Annotated in this window: 21 protein-coding genes; 8 read left to right on the top strand and 13 right to left on the bottom strand. The window is 48.6% G+C overall.

Annotated elements, in window-relative coordinates:
* Positions 1-8: 8 nt before the first annotated feature.
* The 7 genes from ATL39_RS02385 to yfcC all read right to left on the bottom strand — a co-directional run bounded on the left by ATL39_RS02385 (position 9) and on the right by yfcC (position 8,515).
* On the bottom strand, positions 9-719 hold the full coding sequence (locus tag ATL39_RS02385; RefSeq protein ID WP_120191686.1) for a FadR/GntR family transcriptional regulator: 711 nt from the start codon (positions 717-719) through the stop codon (positions 9-11).
* A 202-nt stretch (positions 720-921) separates the two neighbouring features.
* A complete protein-coding gene (locus ATL39_RS02380) occupies positions 922-2,115 on the bottom strand; it encodes a cation:proton antiporter (RefSeq protein WP_120191685.1) in 1,194 nt (397 codons plus the stop codon).
* 184 nt (positions 2,116-2,299) lie between these two features.
* A complete protein-coding gene (locus ATL39_RS02375; protein WP_170146810.1) occupies positions 2,300-4,726 on the bottom strand; it encodes a bifunctional diguanylate cyclase/phosphodiesterase in 2,427 nt (808 codons plus the stop codon).
* 159 nt (positions 4,727-4,885) lie between these two features.
* Positions 4,886-5,026: a hypothetical protein gene (locus ATL39_RS17315; RefSeq protein WP_170146809.1), complete on the bottom strand. Its 141-nt coding sequence runs from the start codon at positions 5,024-5,026 to the stop codon at positions 4,886-4,888.
* A gap of 83 nt (positions 5,027-5,109) precedes the next feature.
* A complete protein-coding gene (locus ATL39_RS02370) occupies positions 5,110-5,655 on the bottom strand; it encodes a DUF1697 domain-containing protein (RefSeq protein ID WP_120191683.1) in 546 nt (181 codons plus the stop codon).
* Positions 5,656-5,829: 174 nt separating this feature from the next.
* Complete coding sequence (gene iadA, locus ATL39_RS02365) at positions 5,830-6,996, bottom strand: beta-aspartyl-peptidase (RefSeq protein ID WP_120191682.1); 1,167 nt, start codon at positions 6,994-6,996, stop codon at positions 5,830-5,832.
* Positions 6,997-7,015: 19 nt separating this feature from the next.
* Positions 7,016-8,515, bottom strand: a complete 1,500-nt coding sequence (gene yfcC / locus ATL39_RS02360) for a putative basic amino acid antiporter YfcC (RefSeq protein ID WP_120191681.1) — start codon at positions 8,513-8,515, stop codon at positions 7,016-7,018.
* A gap of 153 nt (positions 8,516-8,668) precedes the next feature.
* Here yfcC and ATL39_RS02355 point away from each other — a divergent pair, with 153 nt between their 5' ends.
* Positions 8,669-10,615, top strand: a complete 1,947-nt coding sequence (locus ATL39_RS02355) for a sigma-54 interaction domain-containing protein (protein WP_170146808.1) — start codon at positions 8,669-8,671, stop codon at positions 10,613-10,615.
* A 231-nt stretch (positions 10,616-10,846) separates the two neighbouring features.
* Here ATL39_RS02355 and ATL39_RS02350 read toward each other — a convergent pair whose 3' ends face one another.
* Positions 10,847-11,317 carry a GNAT family N-acetyltransferase gene (locus ATL39_RS02350; RefSeq protein ID WP_120191679.1) on the bottom strand — a complete coding sequence of 157 codons (471 nt, stop codon included), beginning with the start codon at positions 11,315-11,317 and terminating at the stop codon, positions 10,847-10,849.
* 190 nt (positions 11,318-11,507) lie between these two features.
* On the opposite strand from ATL39_RS02350, the gene ATL39_RS02345 reads away from it, so the two are divergent.
* Positions 11,508-11,813 carry a hypothetical protein gene (locus ATL39_RS02345; protein WP_120191678.1) on the top strand — a complete coding sequence of 102 codons (306 nt, stop codon included), beginning with the start codon at positions 11,508-11,510 and terminating at the stop codon, positions 11,811-11,813.
* 33 nt (positions 11,814-11,846) lie between these two features.
* Here ATL39_RS02345 and ATL39_RS02340 read toward each other — a convergent pair whose 3' ends face one another.
* From ATL39_RS02340 to ATL39_RS02330, 3 genes are all read right to left on the bottom strand, one after another.
* Entirely contained in the window at positions 11,847-12,506 is a 660-nt protein-coding gene (locus tag ATL39_RS02340; RefSeq protein WP_120191677.1) for a haloacid dehalogenase type II, read from the bottom strand.
* A gap of 138 nt (positions 12,507-12,644) precedes the next feature.
* Entirely contained in the window at positions 12,645-12,869 is a 225-nt protein-coding gene (locus tag ATL39_RS02335) for a hypothetical protein (RefSeq protein WP_120191676.1), read from the bottom strand.
* A 39-nt stretch (positions 12,870-12,908) separates the two neighbouring features.
* On the bottom strand, positions 12,909-13,382 hold the full coding sequence (locus tag ATL39_RS02330) for a glycine/sarcosine/betaine reductase selenoprotein B family protein (RefSeq protein ID WP_120191675.1): 474 nt from the start codon (positions 13,380-13,382) through the stop codon (positions 12,909-12,911).
* A 206-nt stretch (positions 13,383-13,588) separates the two neighbouring features.
* Between ATL39_RS02330 and ATL39_RS02325 the strand changes: the two genes are divergently transcribed.
* Both ATL39_RS02325 and ATL39_RS02320 read left to right on the top strand, forming a co-directional pair.
* Positions 13,589-15,295 (top strand): gamma-glutamyltransferase family protein, encoded by a 1,707-nt coding sequence (locus tag ATL39_RS02325; protein ID WP_120191674.1) that lies wholly within the window; start codon positions 13,589-13,591, stop codon positions 15,293-15,295.
* A gap of 199 nt (positions 15,296-15,494) precedes the next feature.
* A complete protein-coding gene (locus tag ATL39_RS02320; protein ID WP_170146807.1) occupies positions 15,495-16,571 on the top strand; it encodes a DUF418 domain-containing protein in 1,077 nt (358 codons plus the stop codon).
* Positions 16,572-16,860: 289 nt separating this feature from the next.
* Here the strand turns inward: ATL39_RS02320 and ATL39_RS02315 are convergent, their stop codons facing one another.
* Both ATL39_RS02315 and ATL39_RS02310 read right to left on the bottom strand, forming a co-directional pair.
* Positions 16,861-18,861, bottom strand: a complete 2,001-nt coding sequence (locus ATL39_RS02315; protein WP_120191672.1) for a copper-translocating P-type ATPase — start codon at positions 18,859-18,861, stop codon at positions 16,861-16,863.
* Between the two features lie 141 nt (positions 18,862-19,002).
* Entirely contained in the window at positions 19,003-19,320 is a 318-nt protein-coding gene (locus ATL39_RS02310; RefSeq protein ID WP_120191671.1) for a four-helix bundle copper-binding protein, read from the bottom strand.
* Positions 19,321-19,520: 200 nt separating this feature from the next.
* On the opposite strand from ATL39_RS02310, the gene ATL39_RS02305 reads away from it, so the two are divergent.
* From ATL39_RS02305 to ATL39_RS02290, 4 genes are read left to right on the top strand one after another with little or no spacing between them, the layout of a single operon-like run.
* Positions 19,521-20,222 (top strand): response regulator transcription factor, encoded by a 702-nt coding sequence (locus ATL39_RS02305; protein ID WP_245960892.1) that lies wholly within the window; start codon positions 19,521-19,523, stop codon positions 20,220-20,222.
* Positions 20,219-21,580: a sensor histidine kinase gene (locus tag ATL39_RS02300; protein ID WP_120191670.1), complete on the top strand. Its 1,362-nt coding sequence runs from the start codon at positions 20,219-20,221 to the stop codon at positions 21,578-21,580. Before ATL39_RS02305 ends, ATL39_RS02300 begins: the two co-directional genes overlap by 4 nt.
* On the top strand, positions 21,577-21,795 hold the full coding sequence (locus tag ATL39_RS02295) for a hypothetical protein (protein ID WP_120191669.1): 219 nt from the start codon (positions 21,577-21,579) through the stop codon (positions 21,793-21,795). The genes ATL39_RS02300 and ATL39_RS02295 overlap by 4 nt, the downstream gene beginning before the upstream one ends.
* A complete protein-coding gene (locus ATL39_RS02290; RefSeq protein WP_120191668.1) occupies positions 21,792-22,700 on the top strand; it encodes a F510_1955 family glycosylhydrolase in 909 nt (302 codons plus the stop codon). The genes ATL39_RS02295 and ATL39_RS02290 overlap by 4 nt, the downstream gene beginning before the upstream one ends.
* Positions 22,701-22,730 lie beyond the last annotated feature (30 nt).

Genomic DNA, 22,730 nt, shown 5'->3' with positions numbered 1-22,730 from the left:
TCCTCCTTTTAGTGATCTACTCTCGTGTCTCCCAGCTTGCGGCGCGCATTCTCCAGATGGGTCCGCATCGCGGCGCGGGCGGCTTCCGGGTCCCGTCGGCAGAAGGCCTCATAAATAACCTGATGCTCTGCGTACACTTCTTCCCGCTTTTCCTGCCTGCCCACGTTCTGCGACAGCGAATAGTCGAGCGCTTTCTGCAGAAGACCGCTGACGTTGTTCATCGTCTGTTCCAGGAAAGGATTGCGGGCGGCTTTCAGCATCACGCGGTGAAAGGAAAAATCCGCCCGTGCCCCTACTTCCTGTTCATCCGCTACGGTTTTGGAAAACTCTTCGAGCGCCAGCTTAAGCTCATCTTCTTCTGCCGACGTATGGCGCACCGCGGCAAGAGCGGCCGCTTCTACTTCAATCACGCTCCGCATTTCGAGAAGGTCATGCACTTCTTCGATTTTCACGACGTCATATGGAATCTGCTCGAGCATATCAACAAGCGGAACCGGATGCACCCGGCTGCCGCCGCCCTGTCTTGATTCCACGATCCCGCTCGCCGACAAAATACTGAGCGCTTCGCGGATCGGCGCCCGGCTCACGCCGAACTGGCGGGCAAGCTCCATTTCGGACGGCAGCTTTTCCCCCGCCGGAAAGTCCCCGCTTTTGATCTTTTCTTTAATCCGCTCCAGCACCTGACTGGAAACTTTCTTTCGGTCAATCATGAAATCCATCATCTGCCTCCCTTTCTTATAACGCAAAATAAACTTGTCATGTTGTATGACAAGTTTAGCTGAAACCGCTTCCTTTTGGCAAGAAGTTCTTTTACAGAAAAAAGAAAAACCTGAACTCTCTATTTTAATAACAAGAGTTCAGGCCTAATGCTGCAGGATGTCATGAAACTTTGCTTGAATACTTTCGCCATCCCGGCCCTCTTTATTTTTCCACTTTCTTCATAATAGGATATTCTCCCAGGCTTTGAATAACAAGGGACAGCACAATGGCAGCAAAAGTCAGGGATACAATCATATCCGCCTGGCTGTTCGGGTCTGCTTCAATGCTGAGCAAAAGGGCAACGGAGACGGTTCCTTTCAGCCCCGACCAGGTAATAATGGAAATAGAAGTCCAGCTGAACGAAGCCGGAATGGAGAGAGGATTATGGAGCACGCCTCCCAGTACGACAAACCGGACCAACAGCGACAAAATAAAAATAACAACCGCAAACAGCCAGCCGTCAAAGACAAGATAGTCTGCGGCCTGAATACCAATCAGCAGAAAAAGAAGCGACAGAATAATAGGCTCCAGCACATTCCAGAATCCGTCCAGATAGGAGCGCAGGTTATCCTCATTCTCCGTAGACGTCAGTGCATAGGAAACCATGATTCCCGTACATACAGTAGCAAGCACTCCGGAAACACCGGCTGCCTCCGCGATGTAAAAACTTCCATAAGCCGCCAGGAGACTGAGCATCACCTGATACACGTGCTGATGCATGTAGTGAACCGCTTTGGTAATGATCCATCCTGCTGCCAGGCCAATAGCTGTTCCGCCAAGGGAAACGAGGAGAAACTCTCCCAGGAAAGAACCTACAGAAAACGTCTCTCCGTGAACAAACATCGCAGCTACAATCGTGAATACAACCACACTCGTCCCGTCATTAATCATCGATTCTCCCTCTACGATAGTGGAAATATTTTTATCTTCGGATGTTTTTTCCAAAATCGAAGTCACTGAGACCGGATCAGTAGGAGTTAATATCGCCGCAATCAAAAGAGCCCCTACAAAAGAAATATCTGCAAAAGCCGGAGCCAGCGCATAAATCGCTCCTCCAAATAACAACGTCGTCAATATAAGGCCGATAGAGGCCAGTACGGCTATTGTGCTCGCATTTTTCTTTAAATCTTTTACCGGAAATTTATACGCGGAAGCAAACAGCAGCGCCGGCAGAAACACCATAAATATAATATCTTTCGTTAAGTATAAGGAAGAAAAGTAGGGAACAAAGGATAAAGCGATACCCAGCAGAAGCAGCACCATCGGCACCGGAAACTGTTTATTTTTCTTATCTATTACCAGGATAATAAATCCAATAAAAAGCAGAATGAAAAGAAGATGAAGCTGTTCTGTCATAAGTCTTTCTCCTTTCTACGGCAGATCTTTCACACTAAAAAAAGCCGGAAAAAGATACGAACCTTTTTCCAGCTTATATAGGAGGGGATAATTGCCTTATTTATTTTATGTTTCACCAAACCTGTCTTTTTAAACCTTTAAAACGATTGAATATTCCGGTCATACATCCCGGACTGTAGTTTCTTTATTTACTTTCCCCGGAAAAAGCCATGCGGCTTAAATAACGTTCCTCCAGCTCTTCAACCGATAACGCTTTACTGAAATAAAACCCCTGAATGTCGGAACAGTGATGCGCTTCCAGGTAGGCGACCTGTTCCTCGGTTTCTGCGCCCTCCCCCGTAACCTCGAGATCAAGGTAGCGTCCGAGAGCAATAATTGCCTGGGTGATTTTTTCGGTTTTGCTGTTCTCATGGACCCCCTGGACGAACGTGCGGTCCAGCTTCAGCCGCTGAATAGGGAAATCTTTTAAATGGGAAAGGGAACTGTATCCCGTGCCAAAGTCATCCATCGACAGCGATACTCCCAATGCGCGCAGCTGATGAAGCATTTGAATGGAGTGATCGGTACAATTCATCGTCATACTTTCCGTCACTTCGAGTTCCAGCAGAGAGGGAGGCAGCTTATATCTTTCTAAAAGAGCTTTTATATAAGGCACTAGTTCCACCGATTGAAACTGCCTGGCCGATAAATTAACGGAAACGAGAATAGGTGTCCCATTTTCCTGCCATTGTTTTGCCTGCCGGCAGGCCTGATCCAGAACAAAGGCGCCCAGCGGAATAATCTGCCCGGTTTCTTCGGAAAGGGGAATAAACTGACCGGGCGGCACAATGGTTCCATCGCTTTTTTTCCAACTCACCAGCGCTTCCACTCCGGCAATCCGCCGATGATGACAGCCGATACGCGGCTGATACTCCAGAAAAAATTCTTCCCGGTCGATGCCCAGCTGAAGATCGAGTTCTTTTTGAAGCAGAAACTGCGAAGCTTCTGCCAGCTGTGGATGAAAAAAGGTAACGCTGTTCGGCCCTCTTTTTTTTGATTCGTACATCGCCAGATCCGCGTGTTTTATTAACGTATCCGGATCTCTGCCATCCTGCGGAGCCAGCGCGATCCCCACACTTGCTGAAGTGGAAAGCGTATATCCATCTATAAAAAAAGGAGTACTGAACGCTTCAAGCAGATGTTCCACCTGGCTCTCCAGACGTTCCTTGGATATATAGTCCGGCAGAAAGATCGTAAATTCATCTCCTCCGAGCCGTGCCAGAAACCCCGCGTCTCCTACTTTATTTTTCAGGCGGCCTGCCGCGGCTTCCAGCAGCTGATCTCCTACTGTATGACCGATGGAGTCATTAATCACTTTAAATCGATTCAAATCCAAAAAAAGTAACGCATAGCCTTCATCGGAGCGCTGGAATTTTTCTTTTAAATGATGCACAAAAGAACGGCGGTTGGGAAGACCGGTTAACAAATCATGATAGGCTGCCTGCTGCAGCTGTTGTTCACCCACGACCTGTTCGCTGATATCGCGGGCAATTCCCTGCACACCGTCGAGCTTCCCGTCTAAATACAAAGGGATCAGCGTTACGTTCAGATGAAGTGCTCTACCCTTGGCTGTAATGGCAGTATTAAAATTCACTGCCCGTTCTTCGGTGACCACCTGCCGAAAATGTTTGACCGTTAAGTCAACCGTGTCGCCATGGAACAGCTGCTCCCAGCTCTTCAACGTCCATTGGGAAAGAGAGAGGCCGGACCATTCCACTCCGATTTGATTCATTCTGCGAAATTTCCCCTGCAGATCCAGTGTAAAAATAGCGTCCACGCTGTGGGCAATCAAGGACTGATAGCGCTGCTCGTTATCTGTTAGTTTCACCGCCTGCGATACCACACGCCGGTCATAAAAAGCGACAAGAATAAAAACACCCTGAATTAAAAAAACCAGCAGGCCGATAATAACGGCCATGGTGAGGCTGGTCACTTCCCCGCTTGCCGGTGAATCAGCATATATCCGGAACCGGGCCGCACTTAAACCTATATAATGCGTTCCGCTTATCGCTGCTCCGAGCAGCACCGCGCTTGCCGCTTTTAATGCATATTTCTTTTTGGAATCAGGCCAGGCCGGAAACACATAAAAACACCGCAGTGCTAAAATCGAGGCTCCTATCGATACAAGGATGGAAAGAAGCAGAAGCGGAACATTATATGTAATGATGGTACGCTCCATCGCTTCCATTCCAATATAATGCATGGCAGCAATCGCGCTGCCCATACATACGCCGGCTGATAACAGGCGAAGACCGTGCAGTGAAGAGGAGACGGAAACGACCCAGAAAGCTATTAAAGCACCGAGCCAGGCCGCGCCAAACGATACACTCAGCAGCCAGGGGTTGTATTCGACCGGGATTCCTAAATGAACAGCCATCATTCCGATGATATGCATCGACCAGATGCCAATAGCCATCACCAAAGAGCCGCTGAACAGCCAAAGCTTCCGGCGTATGCCTCTGGAATCGACCATCTGGGCGGAAACATGCAGCGCCGCGTATGAAGCCAGCACAGCAACGAGCACCGATATCGCCGCCGTTCCTAATTGATATGTTTCTATAATTTCAAACATGAGCCTTGATCCCCCTTTCGTAAGCCGCTCCGGCAGAAAGAGCATGTGCTTGTTCTATCGGTCCCCGCGATCCTTTTGTTTATACCGCTGAGGCGTTTTCTTTTTTCAATAAAAAATGAGCCTCTTTTTTATGTAGAGACTCATTACCAGTACTACCATTTATTTGGACATTTTCTTTTGTATCGTATCTTTCAAATGCCGGCCTTTCTCTTTATACTGGTCTTTGTTTTCCTCCCAGTGAAGTTTTCCTTTTTCCATAGCTTTACCTTTCAGCTGGTCGAATTTATCTTTTAATGCCATTTATATCGCCCTTTCCTTCTAAAAAACCTTTTGTGTCTTAGGTCTATTCTACTATGTCTTCATTCAAATAGCCAATCTGTGTTTTATCTCGGTGCTGTCTGCATGAGTTCATATATTTTACGGGCCGTGTTCACGTTTCGTACCGTCATCTGCTTGTATAATTTCGTTCCCACGATCCTCGATAATCCACTTTTCGTTACATCTTTTTTGGCTACTGACCAGAGTACGGCTCCCGGAACATACGTCACCGTATCGATATCGGGCTTGATCACGAGGTTTTCCAGAACAGACTCGTCGTCTATGTCCTCCCATAAAAACAGTACGTCGCTTTTCATATGTTTGTCGTTCTGCCAAGTGTCTGGAACCGCGTCCATGATCTGTCTGATCTCATCAATGCTGCGGATGACTACCCTAATGTGCAATTCAAAATCCTTATAGATGACTTCTTCCAGGACATGGGCCAGCTCTGCTTTTGACAGGTTATGATGCGAAAAAATGATATTGCCCGTGTTAATGTACGTTACTACATCAGTCATTCCGGCGTTTTCAAACGTCAGCTTCAGCATTTTCATATCCACTTTATTTTTCCCGCCTACGTTAATTCCTCTTAAAAGAGCAACATAAATCACAGCCAATCCCCATTTCGTTTTTGTTTATCATACCTTATTCACCTTATAGGTGTTAGATGAATATACACCCGAAATCAGGCCCATACCTTATGAAAAGCAGTGAAGCACAAGGGTTTTACACATTGTAAAGACAACTAAAAAACCGATCTCAACAGATCGGCTTTTTACATACTACTATCCAAACGTATCTTTAGTAAGCATTTCTTTATTTTCCATCATACATTTACCCTTTGCCCAGAGACTGTCTACATTCCAATCACCATCCAGCAGCAGAACGTCCCCATCCATACCGGCAGCGATCCTTCCTTTTTGATGAAGCTTCAGCACGGAGGCCGGATTTTGGGTAACGGTTTTAAGTGCCTGTTCCGGCGCTACCCCTTCTTCTACTATAGCGGCCTGCAGTGCACGGTGCAGGCTGCCAACGTCCGCTGCCGTCATTCCAATTAATTCTCCTTTTGCATTGAAATCCGGCAGGCTCCCCTGGCCATCGGAAGTCATCGTTAAAAGGTTCTCATTCACGCCCGCTTCCAGAGCACGTCGCACAGCTTGGGGCGCATTGACCTCCCCGTCTTCAAGAAACTGCGGTATCGTACTCGTCGTAAAGTCGATTACCCCGCCTTTCTCAGCAAAAGTAAGCCCTGCCTGAAACAACTTTTCGGTACGATTCACGTGGGTCGGGCAGAAGCTTGTTAACGGAAGTTCGGTTGTATCCGCTACTTCAAACAGAAGATCAAGCCTGCTTTCACCGGCACCAATATGGACATTAACGATCCCCGCTTTACCGGAGAGCATGCCCCCTATCCTCGCCTGGGAAGCGACTTTCGCAAGCTCTTCTTTTGTCGGCTGCGACGAGCGGTGATCGCTTATTGCCACTTCTCCAACACCAATAATTCGATCAATCAGAAGCATGTCATCTTCAATGGCTCCTGTAATTGTACGAACCGGGATGTGATAGTTACCTACATGGCAGTAACAGCTGATGCCTTCTGCTTCCAGCCCTCTCGCTTTTGTCACAAGCTCCGCCGCAGTGCGGGTTGTGCCATCTGTACCGATCACTCCGATCACCGTTGTAATACCAGCACGGACGGCCTGCGTTATCCGAAGTTCAGGTGTACGGGTCGCAGGTCCACCCTCCCCGCCGCCGCCGATAATATGCACGTGGCTGTCAATCAGCCCCGGGACCAAATATTTCCCTTCTGCTTCCACCACCTGAACGTCGAGCGTCTTCGGTAAGTCTATGTGACGCTTTACCAATATAATCTGCCCACCGCAAAGCAGCACATCTTTCCTGCCCAGCGGTTCTGGAGCATATACATCAGCTCCGCGTATGAGTGTAAACATAATAGTCCTCCTGTTGTCATTATGAAAAGTCAATAAGTACTGCGATGATAACAAAGGCAAGTGCCAGCCCCATCATCAACAGCTGAAATTTAAAAATAAACCGGAACCACGTACCCCAGCCGACACGTGCTGCACCGAGTGTTCCCATAAGTGCCGCCGAGGTCGGAACGATCATATTTGTCAGTCCGTCTCCAAGCTGAAACCCGAGAACCGCAACCTGACGCGTAACACCAGCAATGTCAGAAAGCGGCGCAATCAGCGGCATCGTTAATGCAGCTTGGCCCGAACCAGAGACAACAAAGAAATTAATAATGGACTGGAACAGGAGAATAAACGAGGCAGACACAACTTCCGGCATGTTATCCACAAGGCCGCCTGCGCTATATAAAATCGTATTGAGTACGGACGCCGCGGCCGGATCATCTCCACCCAGAATAATCACAATTCCTTTTGCCATTCCAACGATAAGTGCAGCCGGAAGCAACTGCTGGGCCCCTTCGCTGAAGCCTTCCGCTATATCATTAACGGTCATATTATTTAACTTAAACAAGACGCCGATTACCCCTGCAACAAGCCCGATCGTAAAAAACTGCGTCGCGATTTCCGGGATATAGTAGGCGTCACGCACAACCCCCCAGACAATCCAGACAATTCCGAGACCAAGTGTAGTTACTACAAGCGCGTCGCCAAGCTTAAACTTTCCGCTGATATCCTGTGTATTACTCTGCGATTTAAAATATGCATTGGCTTCAGGTGAATACGATTTGGAGGGATCCCGCCGTACTTTGGAGGCATACCAAATCGTATAGGCAATCCCGACGCCGGTAAATACAATCCACATCACGATCCGGAAAGGCGCCCCGGATAAAACGGGTACGTCCGATACGCCCTGAACAATTGCTACCCCAAACGGATTCATCCAGGAAGAGGCAAACCCAATCTGTGTGGCCACATAGGTGATCATGACACCGGTAATTGCATCATACCCGAGCGCTATAACGAGCGGAATCAGGATGATTGCAAAGGCTATCGCCTCTTCTCCCATGCCAAACACCGCACCCCCGAGCGAAAAGATGAAAAACATAACCGGAATCAGCAGTGCTTCTCTTCCCTTTGTTTTATCAATCACCGCAAGAATACCCTGATCGATGGCCTTGGTACGCATAATGATCCCAAAAGCGCCGCCGATAATAAGAATAAAGGCGACAACTCCGACAGCGGATCCCCATTTATCACCGGATACCAATCCTTCGAACATATAGTTCAGAAAACCCGCTTCACCAAACGGCTCAAATAAACTGACGCCGTCCCGCAGCGGCTCTCCTGTTTCACCGGTTTCATACTGAAACGTTTCCGGCATGAGCACCGTGCGTGTGTCCTCCTGCCCCTGATTGTCATATGTAACTTCTTCTGTTTCAAATATTCCCATCGGTATTAAATACGTCATCAGTGCTGCCAGAACGACAACTCCAAATATAATAACGAACGTATGCGGCATTTGAATACCTTTTTTTGGCATAATCAATATTCCTCCCTTTTCATCTATGTCCTGTTACTATGCAAAATAGATGCCAACGCCGCAGCCGCTCTACAGCGTGTTTTTATTTTAACCGTTTTATTTATATGTTGTTATGATATTATAATTAAAAACATAAAAAGAAAGGCTGATTTAATGATTGCGCTTATTGCCGGAAGCAAAAAAACAGAGCAGGTACTGTTGCATCAGCTCATTCATCTGCTTGGAGATTTTCTTGTCATTAAAAGCTGCGCACTCGATGAAGAACAGAACCCACCCTGGATCGGGAGCGCCGACATGTTTGTGTTTTCTTCATTTTCCGTACGCACAGAATGGGAGGCTCTTCATCCTGCTCTGCATACATATGGATTAACGGGGACGCGCACCATTGATCCGGAGTCGTTTTCTCTGCTTTTAAAACAGCCGGAAGGAAAGGTTCTTCTCGTTAATGACGACAGCACATCGATTGAAGAAACCGCCGAATCACTGTACCAGCTCGGCTTTACTCATTTAACCCCGGTCCCTTATGATCCAGCACGTATGTACTACGGGGAACTCAGTACAGCCATAACGCCGGGGGAACCGGAGCGCTGCCCGCCCTCTATTTCACACGTAATCGATATCGGCGTACGTCCGTTTAATATGGCTACGCTTCTTAATATTGTTTCCTTTTTTCAGCTGCCGCTTGCTTCTTCTATCTCGGAGAGATACTTACAAACAATTGTCCAGCTTCAGCAGCACCTGCTGAAGCAGGAAGAACATACAAAAGCACTGAATGCCCATTACCATGAGCTTTTAAATCAAATGGATGATGCCATTCTCGCTTTTAACAAAGCAGGCCATATTACAGCAGCCAACGAACGGATGGCCGCGCTGCTGAATATGAAAGAAGAAACACTGCTCGGACGCCCGGTAAAAAACATTCTGAACGAAACGCCGATTGGAGATTTTTTAACGAGCAGCGATCGCAGAAAATTCGTTACGATTAACAATAAGGAGTACCTGCAGTATAAAACGGTCACTTCGTCTTTTGAAGGATCCATTCTGACCATTAAAAGTGTGGAAGCCGCCTACGAAGTAGAACAGGCTGCGAAAAAAGCGCAGCTGCAGGTGCTCCGTCCGCAATATACGCTTGATGATATTATTGCCCGCGATCCGCAGATGACCGCAGCCAAGGAAGCCGCACGAAAAATGGCTGCCTCTTCCCATCCTGTGCTGATCCAAGGAGAAACCGGGGTCGGTAAAGAACTGTTCGCTCATGCCATTCACTACAATTCGCCGGTATGGCAGGGGCCTTTCTTCGCCGTTAACGCAGGAGCAATGACAGAGAGCCTGCTGATGAGTGAACTATTCGGCTACGAGGAAGGAACCTTTACCGGGGCACAGAAAGGCGGACGCCGTGGTCTTTTTGAACTTGCTTCCGGCGGGACCCTCTTTCTTGATGAAATCGGTGACCTCAGCCCTAATGTGCAGGGGCAGCTGCTGCGTGTGCTTCAGGAAGGCGAAATACGCCGCGTCGGCGGAGACCGTAATATATCTGTAGAAGTACGGATTGTAACAGCGACAAATAAAATGTTAAAAGAAGAAGTACAAAATAATATGTTTCGTAAGGATCTATTTTACCGACTGCAGGTACTGCCTTTAATCATTCCGCCTCTGCGCAGCAGAAAAGAAGATCTGCGGCTGCTTATTGAAGAGTTTCTTCCTGCCGATCGGACGATTTCAAGTGAAGCGCTCCGTGTTCTTGAATCATATTCATGGCCCGGCAATATCCGTGAATTAAAAAGCTGCCTTGCCTATGCCGTTACGCTCAGCAGCGGAGAGATACAGCCTGAGGATCTCCCCGAAGCCGTCCACTCCGCAGCCATGTCTGATTCTCTTACTTCCGAACATGAAACCATTCTGTCGGCACTTGCTTCAAGTGAACGGAAAAGTCTCAAACAGCTGGCAGAAGAGGTATCCACTCTGACTCTACAGCAAATACGCCTGAGAATCGAAGAGCTTCATCAACGCGGCTTTGTCGAGAAAGGACGCGGTCGAATGGGATCACAGATTACCAGGGCGGGGCTGGAGCACTTGTCTCCCCGTTCCGAAAGCCGCTGAACATTCTGCCGGTAGGTATCTTTTCGTCCCAAATAAAAAAAGACTGAAACACAAAGATCACTTCATCTTTGTGTTTCAGTCTTTTTTTATTTAATACACTCATTTAAGAGGTCTCTGTCGTTTTTTATGATACTTAAAATCAATAATGATTGGGGTTTCCGACACTCTTGATAATGTCAAAAATATTTGGTGATCGGGCTGAACCAATCCCGCTTCCAACCTTCCTTTCTTTTAAGGTTTCGTATAAATATCAAAGTGAAACACATCTTCTTTTATCCCAAAGGTTTCGTACAGCGCTACGGCCGGCTTATCTTCTTTGTCCGCCTGAATAAATATGGCAGACACGTTGAACTTGTCCGCTTTCTGGAAAAGAAACTGAAGCAGGCGGGTAGCGGCTTTCTGCCGGCGGCAGCTCTCGTCAACCGCGAGATCATACACATACATTTCTGTCGTTTCCCGCTCCAGTTTGTCGAACACATAGGCGGTTAGCGCAGCGATTACTTTCCCTTCCGTAACAGCCGTGCAGACAATAACATGATCCTTCTTCAGCTGCTTCAGCAGGTACTCATCCGATGGCCGGTGGTGCAGATACATTTCCTCTTCCGCAAATGCCACGGCGTACAGCTCATTTACCTGCCTCATCTGATCGAGCCCGATGCTGTCGGCGCACAGATGGTGAAATTCCAGATTCTTAATTTCCATCACGTCTCATTCCTCCTGATTATTTTTCAGAAATGTAAGATAACTTACGTTACTACGCACCGTTTTCTTTTATAATAGATAATAAAGAAAAGGAGGGTTATTTATGAAAAAAGAAATTATGATCATCCGTACCAGCCCGCAGATAGGAGGGGACTGATGCGGGGGTCTTGCTGATGACGGGTTCATCAATATGACAGATACGTTTCAGGACGTCCGCGCAAGCATGGAACGGCTCGGATCCGTATACCGGGCCATTTACGAGACTTATGGAGACTCTGTGTCGATCACGTATTTAGATCCACGCAACACTTCGGCTATTCTTATTTACTTTCTCCGCCACTGGCGATTTTCCTCCCTGGGCTTGTTCCAGGCACTCCATCGATTTTTTACGAAGGCTCATCCGAATACGATTTTCTATAACGGCCGCATTCTAAATTCCTCCGCCGCTATAAATGAAGAAGAAATTTTAGCACGGCTGGCGTACCTGCAGTCATAAAAAGAACTCCCTGAAAATTTCAGGGAGCCGGTATTACCATTCTATTAAAGGCTCGAGCGTGTCGTATTCATGGTGGGGCGGCTGGTGCAGGCCTTCCACCGGCTGGCCGCTGCGGTTAATCCAGGCGGTGTTGAAACCAAAGGCTTTCGCGCCGCTGATATCCCAGCCGTTGCTGGATAAAAACGTAATTTCCTGTCTCGGCACATCAATCATGTCGAGAATAAGGTTGTACGCTGCCGGCGTCGGTTTGTACTGCTTCACCGTGTCGATACTCAACACGTGATCGAGGTACATATCAATCTGCGCACCTTTTAACAGTGGATCCAGCATTACCGGATCTCCGTTGCTGAACACAATTAACGTATGGCCCTTTTCTTTGAGCTGCTTCAGCACGTCCCTACTCTCCGGGAATAACGTGAGCGACTGGTAGGCTTCCAGCAGCTTGTCTTCTATTTCCTGATCCAGCGTGCAGTCCTGCTCATCTGCCGCAAAACGCAGGGCATCTCTTGTTACCTCGGAAAATGGGACGTATTTTCCCATCGCCTGGCGCAGGAAGGTATATTGAATCTGCTTCTGCCGCCACGTGGCGCTGATCGCCTCACCTTTTCCCGGAAAATGTGTGTCACAGGCTTTTCCGATCGAAGTCACATCAAACAGCGTGCCGTATACGTCAAATACGAATGTTTCGCTCATTGTCTCTCTCCTTCGTCTATCCGATACTTAACTTCTAAAAAAGGACGCTTTCCGCAGGAGTCGCCTTTTTTATTTCCAACAAATTGTACAGCGTTCAACAGCATATATATAAAACGAAATAGTTTTTCGATGATCTGATTATTTATATTTAATGCCTGATTCTCTGACAGTGCCGCCTTCTTCTGCTTCTTCGAGCAGCTGCAGGGCGGCCTGCAGCACCTGGTGCTGCTGCTGCTTGTTATTCGGCTGTCCCACGGGGCTTCCAAATGGAAAACGGTTGTAGAGCGCACGTGGAATATTCAGCTGTTCGGCTATTTCTTTCGACAGGCACAGCGATACGGTAGCAATGCCTGCCTTTTCCAATTCGCGGGCGACCAGACCGGCCGTCTGTTGACAGACAGGTCAGGACGGAGAAAGTACCGCGAAATCGACTTCTTCCTGCTTTAACCTTCTGATCAGGCCGGGAAGAACCATCGTTTTCAAGGTATGGGCAATCGGTACATATCCCATAAAGCTGTAATGAAAAGCTGCAAGAACACCGATCTTCTTATTTGCCGTCATCTCCTGCAGACGTTCAATTGGAAAGCCCACATTGGGATCGGCTTTGGCATTTGTATGGTCGTAGTGCTGGTGCGAAATCGACAAATCATGCGGATCTTCCTGAATGGCAATCTCCCGGTAGGACGGATCGCCCAGTCCGTAGTTGTCCTGAAACGGCGCGGCTCCGCGCGGGTAAAATCCGCCGGTGGAGATAAGCACCCCTTTGGATTCGGACACAGGTTTTTTTAAAGCCGTAAACGGACGATCGTGATGCTCTTCAAATTGAAAAGAAGGCACCCATTTTTCCTGCACGACTTGTTCTGTTTTTTTAATCATCTATATGGCTCCTTTCCTTTTCAGCATTCTCTTTCTATTCCCTCCAGCATCCATCAACTAACATTTAAGAAGTGCATACTATTCAGATAAACGGTAGACTGTAGATAGATCCGCCATAAAGAACATAGATATTTCAGGCATTATTTTATTCCTATCACGTTGAAACAAGGCACCAGCCAGTTAAAATAGGGAAAGGAGAATGATGAATGCTCTATAAACATAAAATACTTTTTTCCAGAAAAAGCACAGGCTCCCCTCTCCGGCCTTTCGTACCCGCTGCGGCTCTTCTGTCCGCTTTTCTGATCAGCGGATGCGCGCCGGAAGAAGAGAGAGGAAATGAAAGCCCTTCCTCTGAAGAGGAGAACGAAACAGACGAAAACGAGGAGCAGACTGAAGAAGAAACGAGTGAGCCTGATACTCCTTCAGATTACGGGGTAAGCGCCGGCCACCCGGATGCGGTTGATGCCGGCATGGAAGTTCTCGAACAGGGCGGAAACGCAGCGGATGCCGCTATTGCAGCAGCTTATGCTGTATCGGTAGTGGAACCATTTGCTTCTGGTATAGGCGGAGGCGGTTCGGTATTAATCCACGAACAGGGAGAAGAGCCGCAGGCTTATGATTACCGGGAAGTCGTGCCTGAAACCGGCATTCCTTCTTCCGACATAGGAGTTCCCGGCTTCACCGCCGGAATGAATGAATTTCATGCAGATTACGGGAATGCCGAATGGGAGGAGCTGCTCGACCCGGCGGTTGCACTTGCCGACAGTTCCGAAGTTTCGGATCTTCTGGCCGATCAGCTGCAGTCAGGAGCAGACAGTCTTCCTATCAGTCAGCTCCCTCATCTCTATCCAAATGGCGTTCCTTTAGAAGCAGGCAGCACGGTGGAACAGGCCGAACTGGCAGAGACGCTTCGCGACATCCGCGACAACGGGAGCAGCACATTTTATGAAGGAACGGCCGGAGAATCACTGGCTGCACAGATAGAAGGACTGGACGCTGCTTCTCTTGCAGATTTTGAAGTAAGCCGCAATGAACCGTCGATCGGAACGTTTGCAGGATATGACGTCATCGGAGCCGCCCCGCCGCTTCCCGGCATCAGCGTTATTCAAATGCTGCAGATCCTCGAAGAACGGGGAAGCGCGGAAGCGGAACGCGACAGCACGGAATTTATCCACGATACCGCTATGTCCTGGAGGCTGACCTCCCAGTTTATTGAAACAGACTACGGTGATCCCAATTTCGTTGACGTACCGGTGGACGAGTTGACGGATCCGGAACAGAACGCTGATCTGGCTGAGGATATTTCCAGTGACAGCCTGGCTTCCGGACAGCCTTCTTCCTATGCGGGTGGAGATCCCAATACTACCCATATTACGGTCGTGGATGAGGACGGCACGTTTGTTTCCATGACCAATACGCTCACGAATTTCTGGGGATCCGGAGAATATGCGGACGGATTTTTTCTGAATAACCAGATGGATCGGTTCAGCATTGGTGAAAACAGCATGAATGAACCGGAGCCGGGCCGCCGTTCCGTCACGTGGTCCTCTCCTATGCTCGTGGCAGATGACGAAGGACCGGTACTCGGGATTGGAAGCCCGGGAGGCGAACGGATTCCGATCATGCTGACGCAGGTGATCGCCGACTGGGCCTCTGATGGAACAAGCCTGGAGGAAGCCGTCGAATCTCCGCGTTTTCATCTCGATGACAGTGCACTTATTATGGAAGAAGCGCCCGGAGCAGAGCAGCGGGAAGAGCTGCTTTCCATCGGATACAGCGGGATCGAGGAACCGCCTACTCCCCTTTATTTCGGTTCCATCCAGGCTTTAGCACTGGACCGGGAAACCGGGGAACTTTCAGGCGCCAGGGATACCCGGCGCGAAGCGGACTTTCAGGTTACCGTTACTGATTAAATAGTGCCGGGCTGTGCGCTGTTACCTGATTGTATGTAAATTGAAAAAAGATCTTCATCGTTTCTTCACATCTTTCTTTTATCCTATATAAGGGTTCTTTCAACTACCTTTTATGCGCACAGCACAAGAAGTTTCCCTTTTCAGAAAGAAGGTTTTTCCCGTGACGCTCCCTGCCCGGCAGACAAAGAGAATAGACATATTGGATCAAATACGCGGAGTGGCTTTATTTGCTATTTTTTTAGTAAATATTCCCGGTCTTGCCTCGGTGGCAGAGGCCGGTCCGTTTACGATAAACAGCGCGCTGCAGGCGGTTCTGGCCGTTGTTCTCGAAGACAGCGCCAGGCCTTTATTTGCATTTATGTTCGGCATCAGCCTCGTGCTTATTTATGATCGGCTGCGTGCTAAAGATTTTAATCCTTATCCGACGCTGATACGGCGGATGGGGCTGTTATTTTTCATCGGGGCCCTGCACGGTTTTTTTGTATGGGCGGGCGATATTTTACTTTTGTACGCCGCAGCAGGATTTGTTCTGCTGCTGGCCATCAGGCTTCCGGCCAAGTGGCTGCTCGGGCTGGGATTTTTCTTCTGGCTCGGTTATTCCACCGGCATTGATCTGCTGACCTACTATACTGCTTTTCATTTGTCGCCGGACAGCTGGCTTAAGGATGCCGTTAATGCATCCTCCTATCCTTTCGGAATAGATTATTTACTGCTTGAATTTTCTTCCATGATTGACCATCTCGGCTATTTCTTTTTTGGCATGTATGCCTACCGAAGCGGTATTTTTCTAAGGGAATGGAGCGGACGGCAGCAGAAATGGATGAGCGGCTTTGGGCTCCTTGTGATCGGTCTGATAGGAAAAGCCGGCATCTATTTTGATGTGAATTCTTTTGTCTTTCATTCCCTGGATGATTTCTATTCGTTTCTCGTCACGATTGGACTCGCGATGGGCCTGTTTCTGCTCGGTACCGGCAGCAGAAAGGGAATTCTTTTTCCCTTTGCCGCCGTCGGAAAACTAACCTTCACCCACTATTTAATGCAGTCGCTTATTATGGTGAGCCTGTTTCAGAACAGCGGCCGGACGATCTTTATTGAACTTGGGATCTGGACCGCTCCAAGCTATGCGTTTGCCCTGACTATCGGGCTTCTGTTGTTCGGTTTTCAACTGCTTGTGAGCCCTTTATGGTTAAAGTACTTTTATTACGGGCCGTTTGAGTGGGTCTGGAGAATGGGGACATACGGCAAGTGGGTCCCTCTGCTCCGCAGGCGCTCTTAAACGAGCTAAACTCTCTTACGACACTTGGATAAAAAGATAAAGGCAGTTCCAGGCGGAAGCTTTCGGCAGGCCGAGCCTTAAGCTAAAGAAGAGAAAGGCACTCTCTTTATCTTCACCTATGGCTGGTCTGCTCGAGTCTCCGCCTGATTACAGCAATGTAAAAACACCCTCGTAATCCTTTTAAAAGGAATACGAGGGTGTTTGTTTGGCTTCTTTTATTCTAGTTATAACGCAGCATAAAATCTACAAAATAAGGTTAGAGACATTTCCATTTCTATACCTGCCACTATTACTCTGCTTTCAGCAGTTTTGCATTAATGGCTACAATAACGGTGCTTATTGACATTAATACGGCTCCGACAGCCGGGCTTAATAGAATGCCGAACGAGTAGAGCGCTCCGGCGGCTAAAGGCAGCGCGATAATATTATAGCCTGCCGCCCACCATAGGTTCTGAATCATCTTGCGGTAGGTGGAGCGGGACAGCTTTAAGAGCGCAACTACGTCGTGCGGATCGCTTTTTACCAGTATTACATCGGCAGATTCCACCGCTACGTCCGTTCCTGCGCCAATCGCAATGCCGAGATCTGCATTGGCAAGGGCGGGTGCGTCATTGACTCCGTCTCCTGTCATGGCTACTTTCAGGCCATCCTTCTGCAGTTCTTTAATTTTTTCTGCTTTTTCGTGCGGAAGTACTTCCGCAAAAACTTGATCCAAGCCGATCTGCCCGCCGATCCAGGAAGCAACTTTCTGGTTGTCACCTGTCAGCATAATCGACTGAACGCCCATTTTCTGCAGTTCAGCTACTGCCTGCTTTGAGCTCTCCCGTACCTGATCGGCAAGGGCAATCATGGCCGCAGGCTCTTCATCCACTAACAGAAATACAACAGTTTTCCCCTGATCGGACAGACCGCTGAATGTTTTTTCATCCATGGAGATCTGCTTTTCTTTTATATAGCCGGGGCTGACTACTTTCACATTCTTTCCATCCACCGTGCCTTCCAGTCCCTGTCCGGTAAGAGAGGAAAATGAGGAAGGCGATGCGATCGTAATCTGTTCTTCCTCGGCCGCGCGGACGATTCCCTGAGCAATCGGGTGAGCGGACTCTGCTTCAACAGACGCCGCCAGTCTTAATAACTCATTCCTTTCGCCGTTTACCGATATAAAGTCGGTAATGGCAAATTCCCCTTTAGTCAACGTGCCTGTTTTATCAAACACCACCGCATCCACATGGCGCCCTTCTTCGAAGTTGGTACGGTTGCGTATCAACAGCCCTTTTTTCGCTGAAAGGCTTGTGGAAACAGCCGTCACGAGTGGAGCAGCCAGACCTAAGGCGTGCGGACAGGCAATAACCATTACCGTGACCATCCGCTCAATCGCGAAATTAACGGAAAAGCCAAAGGCAAGCCACAGCGTTAAAGTGATGGCACCGGCGGCAAGAGCTGCGTAGAACAAGAACTTCGCAGCGCGGTTGGCGAGATTCTGCGTGCGGGACTTGGATTCCTGTGCTTCCTGCACCATCGTAACCACCTGGGACAGATAGCTGTCTTCGCCTGTTTTTTCCACTTCAACGGTAAGGGAGCCTTCCCCGTTAATTGATCCGCCGATAATCGTGTCATCCACCGTTTTGTTAACAGGTACGGATTCTCCAGTTAAGCTGGATTCATCCACCTCTGATTCTCCTTTTCGTATCACACCATCCACCGGTACTTTTTCACCGGGCTTAACGAGGACACTCTGGCCGGCAGTTAATGCAGAGATCTCGACTTCTTTAAGTTCTCCATTGTCCTGAACCAAATGAGCCTCAGAGGGCATAAATTTCACTAATTCCTCGAGTGCGCTCGATGCGCCCATAACGGATCGCATTTCAATCCAGTGTCCCAGCAGCATGATTACAATAAGCGTCGAAACTTCCCAGTACATATTGTGGCCGCCGGTTCCGATTCCGAATACGACTGCCGTGCTGTAAAAATATGCTACCGAAATAGCAAGCGCAATCAGCGTCATCATGCCGGGATTTTTCTGCTTGAGTTCTTCTTTCGTGCCTTTTAAGAAAGGCCATCCGCCGTAAAAGAAGACGATGCTCGCTAATACAAACAACACATACATATCTCCTGTAAAACGCCAGTCGACGCCAATAAACGTTTGAATCAGCGGCGACAGTAACAGGATGGGAATCGTAATAAGTAATGAAATATAAAAGCGTTTCTTAAAATCCTCCCCGTGTCCGTGATGGGAATGATCGTGGGAAGAATCGCTGTGCTCCTGATCGTGCTGATGTTCGTGTTCCATTAAACAGTCCTCCTTTATACATATACCCTTACACTGTATATGTATTATATACCCCATATAGGTATATTTTCAACCGTTGTTTTGTTATCATTAAAAAAAGCCTGAAGCTTCTTCTGAGCGTTCAGGCTTTGCTTTTCTTTATTAAGCTGTCTGACGGCAGGCTTCCGCACATGCAAAACATGCTTTGGCACATTTCTGACAGTGGTCATGATCGTGCTTCTCGCATTCTTTTCCGCAGGCTTCGCAGATGGTCGCACAAACGGCAGCCAGTTCTTTTACAAACGGACTGTTTCTAGCAATCGCCTGTTCAAGATAGCCGCATATATCCGCACATTCTCTATCCAGGCGGATACATTCACTCATCATTCCGGGATCTTCTTCGTTCAGGCACGCGTCAAAGCAGTGATTGCAGGCTGTCATGCATTCGTGAAGTGCATTAATAAAATTTTCGTGATTCATGTTCGTTTCCTCCTTTTATTATGATAATTTTTTAGGGTACATAACAGCCATACCCTTTAAATGTGAAGAAAATATGTAGATCTGGATATTTTTTGTTTTTCTCCTTCTATTTGGAGAGTAATAAAGGTTGAACTTCACACAAAAACCATACACCCCTGCTAAAATGTAAGGAGTATTTACAGTAAAGGAGGCCGAAACTAGTGGAGACTTCTATTTTAATAGTGGATGATGAAGCAAACATGCGGCAGCTCGTGGATATTTACTTATCCAAAGAAGGTTTTCATGTGTATCAGGCGGCTTCCGGCCGGGAAGCGCTCGAATTAATGGAGCGTACGTCTATCTGCGTGGCGATTATTGATATTATGATGCCGGGCATGGACGGCTGGACGCTCTGCCGTTCTATTAAGGACAGCGGGGACACCGGCATATTGATGCTTAGTGCCAGAACGGACGTGAAAGACCGGATCAAAGGGCTGAATCTAGGCGCCGATGATTATTTAGTAAAACCATTCGACCCGGAAGAGTTAATTGCCAGAGTCCGGGCGATCACCCGGCGCAGCTCCCAGGCCCGGGAGGATGTTCCTTCGTCGCTTATTCTGCCTGAGATGAAAATATTTTATGAAACCCGGGAAGTTTTCGTTCAGAATAACACCGTTGATTTAACCCCGACAGAGTATATGATTTTACTACTGCTGGCTGAGCACCCTAAACGCATTTACACCCGGGAAAATATCGTGGAGCAGGCAGATAGATATGAGGAATGGCATGACTACCGGAAAGTGGACACCCATATTAAGAATGTAAGAAAAAAACTACAGGCAGCCGGTTTATCCTACAACCCTATTAAAACCGTGTGGGGTGTCGGCTACGCCTTTCAACAGATCAAGGAACAAAACCAATGAATACGATATTTCTTAAATTGTTCGGCTCGGTGCTGTTCTTATTTCTAATCGTCCTTCTCCCCTTGGGATTTGTCGTGCAGCAGATTTTCTCTACCTACAACGAATCCCATCTGCAGGAGGAAACAGCTGAGCTCGCACAGCAGCAGGCAGACCTGCTTCCCCTTCTGGACGAGCGCAGGCTTGGGCTGCTCGTAGATGCCCTCTCAGAGAACACCGCACGGGAAATTGCGCTGGCCGGAGCCAATGGGGAGATAGAAACGTCATCCGGTGTCGAGGAATTTTCCCCGGCTGCCCTTGGTGCGGAAGGCACTTATCAAGACGAAGCATCGGGCCGCGAGTATTATTATGCAGAAGCGGAGGCTGCCTCCAACTCGTTTGATGTGACGTCGGTGTATGTTTTTTCGCCGAAGCATTTGCTGGGCGGCTCCATGAATGAGCTGCTGCTGGCACTGATCTGGGCAGGAACGGGCTCTATCCTGCTGGCACTTGGCTTCACCTTTATTGCTGCCAGACGCCTCACTTCGCCTCTGCGCTCGATGGAAAAAGCAGCCCGGCAAATGGCGACCGGAAATTTAAATGTGCAGGTACCGGCCTCTTCCAAAGATGAACTCGGCTCCCTCGCCCGCTCCATGAATGAGCTGGCCCGGGATTTAAAACAATTCCGGAATACCCGCCGGGAGTTTCTGTCCAACGTGTCGCACGAACTGCGTACCCCGCTTTCTTATGTGCAGGGTTACAGCCGGGCGCTGAAAGAAGGCTGGTACCGCAGTGAAGAAGAAAAGCAGCAGTATGTCCATTTAATCCATGATGAATCGCACCGGATGACTCGATTAATTAACGACGTATTTGAACTATCGAAAATGGAGGAAGACCGCTTCCCTCTCGCCTGGGAGTTAGTACAGATCGAGGAGATTGCAGAGGCGGCGGTTCAGAAAATAAAGCCGCGGGCCCGGCAGAAAGGGATCGATGTATCGTTCGATGCAGACCCGGATCTACCCGCGGCCGCAGCGGATCCGATGAGAGTGGAACAGATTTTTTCAAATATTCTTCAGAACGCCGTAACCTATACGCACGAAGGACACATTGATGTAACGCTGAGCAGACAGAATAAACAAATATGGTGCCGGTTTTCCGACACCGGAACAGGCATAGATGAGGAGCATCTGCCCTATATTTTTGAACGCTTTTACCGCACCGACAAATCCAGATCCCGTGCTCACGGCGGCAGCGGGCTCGGGCTTGCTATCGCCCGGGAGCTGACGGAGCTCCATCATGGCAGTATTTCCGTTCAGAGCAGGACCGGACAGGGCACTAGCTTTCTAATTCAAATTCCTGCGGCAGAGGAGGAGGAAGAATGAAAAAAAGAGAATGGGTTCCGGCTGTTTTGTTTATTGTGCTGGGGATTCACTGCTTTGTGATGCCCGGATTTGTGCTGACCGGCTCCCTGAACGTTCATTCCTACCTCGCTCAGGTGCTTCATGTCTGTTTTTGGATAGGGATTCCTATCTTTCTCACCGGGATCATCTATCTTGTCTGGAAAAAAAGAAAACGCAGCAAAGGAGAGACATCATGAAAAAATGGTATGCCGCTATTGGAGGAAGTATGCTGCTTTTTGCAGCAGCCTGCGGAGGAAACGAAGAGTCTGGTGCTTCAGAGCCGGAGGAAAAAGTAACCTTTTCGCATATTCACGGCGCGGGCTTTACCGCTGATGGGAAACATGCGCTTATTCCGGCCCACGATGGCCTGCGAAAGCTGGAAAACGGCTCCTGGGAAGTGCCTGAAGGAGAAGCCCATGACTATATGGGGTTCACGATGACCGACAGCGGATTTTACAGCAGCGGCCACCCCTCCCAGCAGACCGACTACGCGAATCCGTTCGGTCTTATAAAAAGTACCGATCAGGGAGAATCCATTGATTTACTCGGTATGGAGGGGGAAGTTGATTTTCATATTATGGACGCGGGCTACGAGTCGCACGTTATCTACGCCGTGAATCCGCAGCCCCATGACGCTATGCCGGAGAGCGGTCTGTACCGCTCGGAAGATGAAAGCAGCTGGGAACAGAAAAACATGGAAGGGCTGGAAGGCGAGGTGCTGTCATTGTCCGCCCACCCTACAGATTCTGACCTTGCGGCGGCAGGAACGATAGACGGCGTCTACCTTTCCAGAAATCAAGGCGATACGTTTGCGCCTGTTTCCACCGAAGCTCCCGTGCCTGCTTTAACCTTTTTAGCCAACGGGAATCTGCTGTATGCAGAAGGAACCGGCACGCAGACAAAACTAATAATAGCTGCTGACGGCGAGCTGCGGGAGATCCCCGCTCCTGACCTGAAGGAAGGCGACAGCGCAGGCTATATCGCTCAAAACCCGCAGCATCCGGATACGCTGCTCGTTACAACCACCGAAAGAGATATCTTCTATACGGAGGATCGAGGAGATTCCTGGGAAAAACAGGCCGAGGCCGGCGAGGAATTATAATAAAAAAACATCACCTGCAGAAACACAGGT

The sequence above is a fragment of the Sinobaca qinghaiensis genome (assembly GCF_003610495.1).
In the GTDB taxonomy this organism is placed as follows: domain Bacteria; phylum Bacillota; class Bacilli; order Bacillales; family Marinococcaceae; genus Sinobaca; species Sinobaca qinghaiensis.
This window is presented reverse-complemented; position numbering and strand designations above follow the sequence as displayed.

Coding starts and splice junctions, on each gene's coding strand:
- ATL39_RS02350 (WP_120191679.1), bottom strand. CDS start 11,317: ATGGAAATTAAGAATCTGGAATTTCACCATCTGTGCGCCGACAGCATC.
- ATL39_RS02310 (WP_120191671.1), bottom strand. CDS start 19,320: ATGAATCACGAAAATTTTATTAATGCACTTCACGAATGCATGACAGCC.
- ATL39_RS17315 (WP_170146809.1), bottom strand. CDS start 5,026: ATGGCATTAAAAGATAAATTCGACCAGCTGAAAGGTAAAGCTATGGAA.
- ATL39_RS02340 (WP_120191677.1), bottom strand. CDS start 12,506: ATGAGCGAAACATTCGTATTTGACGTATACGGCACGCTGTTTGATGTG.
- ATL39_RS02355 (WP_170146808.1), top strand. CDS start 8,669: ATGATTGCGCTTATTGCCGGAAGCAAAAAAACAGAGCAGGTACTGTTG.
- ATL39_RS02375 (WP_170146810.1), bottom strand. CDS start 4,726: ATGTTTGAAATTATAGAAACATATCAATTAGGAACGGCGGCGATATCG.
- ATL39_RS02295 (WP_120191669.1), top strand. CDS start 21,577: ATGAAAAAAAGAGAATGGGTTCCGGCTGTTTTGTTTATTGTGCTGGGG.
- ATL39_RS02315 (WP_120191672.1), bottom strand. CDS start 18,861: ATGGAACACGAACATCAGCACGATCAGGAGCACAGCGATTCTTCCCAC.
- ATL39_RS02380 (WP_120191685.1), bottom strand. CDS start 2,115: ATGACAGAACAGCTTCATCTTCTTTTCATTCTGCTTTTTATTGGATTT.
- ATL39_RS02330 (WP_120191675.1), bottom strand. CDS start 13,382: ATGATTAAAAAAACAGAACAAGTCGTGCAGGAAAAATGGGTGCCTTCT.
- ATL39_RS02300 (WP_120191670.1), top strand. CDS start 20,219: ATGAATACGATATTTCTTAAATTGTTCGGCTCGGTGCTGTTCTTATTT.
- iadA (WP_120191682.1), bottom strand. CDS start 6,996: ATGTTTACACTCATACGCGGAGCTGATGTATATGCTCCAGAACCGCTG.
- ATL39_RS02345 (WP_120191678.1), top strand. CDS start 11,508: ATGACAGATACGTTTCAGGACGTCCGCGCAAGCATGGAACGGCTCGGA.
- ATL39_RS02325 (WP_120191674.1), top strand. CDS start 13,589: ATGCTCTATAAACATAAAATACTTTTTTCCAGAAAAAGCACAGGCTCC.
- ATL39_RS02290 (WP_120191668.1), top strand. CDS start 21,792: ATGAAAAAATGGTATGCCGCTATTGGAGGAAGTATGCTGCTTTTTGCA.
- yfcC (WP_120191681.1), bottom strand. CDS start 8,515: ATGCCAAAAAAAGGTATTCAAATGCCGCATACGTTCGTTATTATATTT.
- ATL39_RS02385 (WP_120191686.1), bottom strand. CDS start 719: ATGGATTTCATGATTGACCGAAAGAAAGTTTCCAGTCAGGTGCTGGAG.